Here is a 2,601-nt window from a genome sequence, read left to right as displayed (position 1 = left end):
ACGAGCGCCGGCAGGAGGGACACCATGACCACGCCGCGCACCGTCCTCGTCACCGGGGGCAACCGGGGGATCGGCTTCGCCATCGCCCAGGAGTTCGTGGCCGCCGGTCACCGGGTCGCCGTGACCGCGCGCTCGGGCTCCGGTCCGGAGGGCTCCCTCACCGTCGTCGCGGACGTGACCGACGCCGCCTCCATCGACGCCGCGTTCACGCAGGTCGAGGCCGAGCTGGGCCCGGTCGAGATCCTGGTGGCGAACGCGGGCATCACCCGCGACACCCTGCTGCTGCGCATGACGGAGGAGGACTTCACGTCCGTCGTCGACACGAATCTCACGGGGGCGTTCCGCGTCGTCAAGCGCGCATCGAAGGGGATGCTCAAGCAGCGCTTCGGCCGTGTCGTCCTCATCTCCAGCGTGGTCGGCCTCTACGGGTCGCCGGGCCAGATCAACTACTCCTCGTCGAAGGCCGCCCTCGTGGGCTTCGCCCGCTCGCTGACCCGCGAGCTCGGCGCCCGCAACATCACCGCCAACGTCGTCGCTCCCGGCTTCATCGAGACCGACATGACCGCCGAGCTCTCGCCGGAGCAGCAGGCGGAGTACCGGAAGAGCATCCCGCTCGCCCGCTACGGCACCGCTGCCGAGGTCGCGAAGGTCACGCGCTGGCTGGCCGGCGACGAGGCGGCGTACATCTCGGGTGCCGTGATCCCGGTCGACGGCGGCCTCGGGATGGGCCACTGACCGATAAGCCCTGGGCTTATATCCGATGGATATAAGCTCTAAGCTTATGCGATGACCTCCTCCGATGTCGTCGCCGTGCTCCTGGACCTGGTGACCTCCCGCTCCCTCGTCGACCGGGCGGGTGCTCAGCGCGAGATCGAGCGGGGCTTCGCCGAGGTGGAGGCCGCGGTCCCGGCGATCCAGCCCCTGCACCCGACGGTCGGCGACGAGTTCCAGGCGATCTACCCCTCCGTCCACGCCGCGCTCCGGGCGACGCTGCAGGCGCGCCTCTCGCTCCCGGCCGGCGTCGACTGCCGCGCGGGCATCGGCCTGGGCGAGGTGCGGGTGGTCGGGTCGGGGATCGCCGGGGACCTCGAGGACGGGTCCGGCTGGTGGCGCGCCCGCGAGGCCATCGATCGCGCCCACGCGCTCGAGGACGGTACCGTGCCCACGGCCCGCGGATGGTTCGTCGCCGGGGACGCCGACGGGGACTCCGGCGAGGCGGCCGTCAACGCCTACCTCCTCTCCCGCGACGCGCTGGTCGGAGCGCTCAGCGCGCGCGATCGCCGGCTCGTGCTGGGGAGCCTGCGCGGAGCGTCGCAGAAGGAGCTGGGCGAGCAGGAGTCGATCTCGCAGCCCGCCGTCTCGCAGGCGCTGCGGCGTGCGGGCGCGGGCGCCCTCCTCGCCGGCGCGCGCCTGCTGGAGGAGACGTGCTGACGGCGCTGCTGCTCGCCGTGATCGGCCTCGGCGACCTCGCGCGCACGCACCTCCGCCGCCGTGCGGCCCTCCTCGCGATCCCCGTGCTCACCGCCGCAGCCGTGACCGCAGCGCTCCTCGTCGGAGCCCCGCCGCTCGGTGCGGCGATCGTCGTCGTCCTGGCCGGAGCCTGGCTGCTGACGACCACGACCGTCGAGAACGCGCGGCCGCCCGGGGGTCTGCGTCCGGCCGTCGCCCTCGTCGCGGCGGTCCTGGTGCTGACCGCTGTCGACCGCGCCGCCGGCGTCCCGACGGGGCCGCTCGCGCCGATCACCGTCGCGAACGCGCTCCCTCCGATCGAGCAGCTCGCTCTGGCGGTCGGAGCCGGGCTCTTCCTGCTGGAGAGCGGCAACGTGATCGTGCGGGCGGCGCTGTTCCGCGAGCTCCCGCAGGCCGAGCCCGTGCCGCGTCCACGCTGGAGCGAGCGGTTCGCGCGTCGGGAGCCGGCCGACGCCCGCCTGCCGGACCTCCAGGGCGGGCGCACGATCGGACCGCTGGAGCGGCTGCTGATCGCCGGCCTCACGCTCGCCGGAGCCATCGGCCTCGCCGGTGCCGTGCTCGCGGCCAAGGGGATCGTGCGCTTCCCCGAGATCTCCCGCGACGGCGGCAGCGGGGAGAAGGCGGAGTACTTCCTGGTGGGCTCGCTCGTCAGCTGGGCGCTGGCGCTCGGCTGCGCCGGACTCGTCGCGATCGCGGGCCGCTGACGCCCCTGAAGGCGGGGGAGGCGGGCCTCAGCCGCGGAGGCCGAGGACGGGCAGCAGCTGCGACAGGTCGAGGCCGCCGACGACGAGGTCGGCGCGCTCGCGCACCAGAGGCTTGGCGTTGAAGGCGACCGCGAGGGAGGCGACCGCCATCATCTCCAGGTCGTTCGCACCGTCGCCGACGGCGATCGTGCGCTGCGGCGGAACGCCCGAGACCGCCGCCCACTCGCGAAGCGCTTCCGCCTTGGCCGCGGCGTCGATGACCGCCCCGTCGACCGCTCCGGTCAGCAGGCCGCCCCCGCAGCAGAGGCGGTTGGCCCGGACGAAGTCGAGGCCGAGCGCACCGGCGACCGGGTCGAGCACCTCGTGGAACCCTCCGGACACCACTCCGATGCGGCCGCCGGCGGCGTGGACGCCGGCCACGAGCTCG

At 74.2% G+C, this 2,601-nt stretch carries 4 protein-coding genes; 3 read left to right on the top strand and 1 reads right to left on the bottom strand.

What is annotated here, in order from left to right:
* The first annotated feature begins 24 nt into the window (after window positions 1-24).
* From C5C27_RS17185 to C5C27_RS17175, 3 genes are read left to right on the top strand one after another with little or no spacing between them, the layout of a single operon-like run.
* Window positions 25-735 (top strand): beta-ketoacyl-ACP reductase, encoded by a 711-nt coding sequence (locus tag C5C27_RS17185; protein ID WP_104225284.1) that lies wholly within the window; start codon window positions 25-27, stop codon window positions 733-735.
* A 51-nt stretch (window positions 736-786) separates the two neighbouring features.
* Window positions 787-1,431, top strand: coding sequence for a SatD family protein (locus C5C27_RS17180; protein WP_104315006.1), 645 nt, complete (start codon window positions 787-789; stop codon window positions 1,429-1,431).
* On the top strand, window positions 1,425-2,174 hold the full coding sequence (locus C5C27_RS17175; protein WP_104237477.1) for a hypothetical protein: 750 nt from the start codon (window positions 1,425-1,427) through the stop codon (window positions 2,172-2,174). Before C5C27_RS17180 ends, C5C27_RS17175 begins: the two co-directional genes overlap by 7 nt.
* A gap of 27 nt (window positions 2,175-2,201) precedes the next feature.
* On the opposite strand, the gene C5C27_RS17170 is transcribed toward C5C27_RS17175, so the two are convergent.
* The coding region (locus tag C5C27_RS17170; RefSeq protein ID WP_146079754.1) for an HAD family phosphatase at window positions 2,202-2,601 on the bottom strand (400 nt) is incomplete at its 5' end.

This window comes from Rathayibacter sp. AY2B7 (assembly GCF_002931635.1).
In the GTDB taxonomy this organism is placed as follows: Bacteria; Actinomycetota; Actinomycetes; order Actinomycetales; family Microbacteriaceae; genus Rathayibacter.
The sequence above is the reverse complement of the archived record's forward strand: the minus strand, read 5'-3'. Positions and strand labels throughout refer to the sequence as shown.

What these genes read in the sequence shown, in the direction of transcription:
- C5C27_RS17180 (WP_104315006.1), top strand. Translation starts at nt 787, where the DNA reads ATGACCTCCTCCGATGTCGTCGCCGTGCTCCTGGACCTGGTGACCTCC.
- C5C27_RS17185 (WP_104225284.1), top strand. Translation starts at nt 25, where the DNA reads ATGACCACGCCGCGCACCGTCCTCGTCACCGGGGGCAACCGGGGGATC.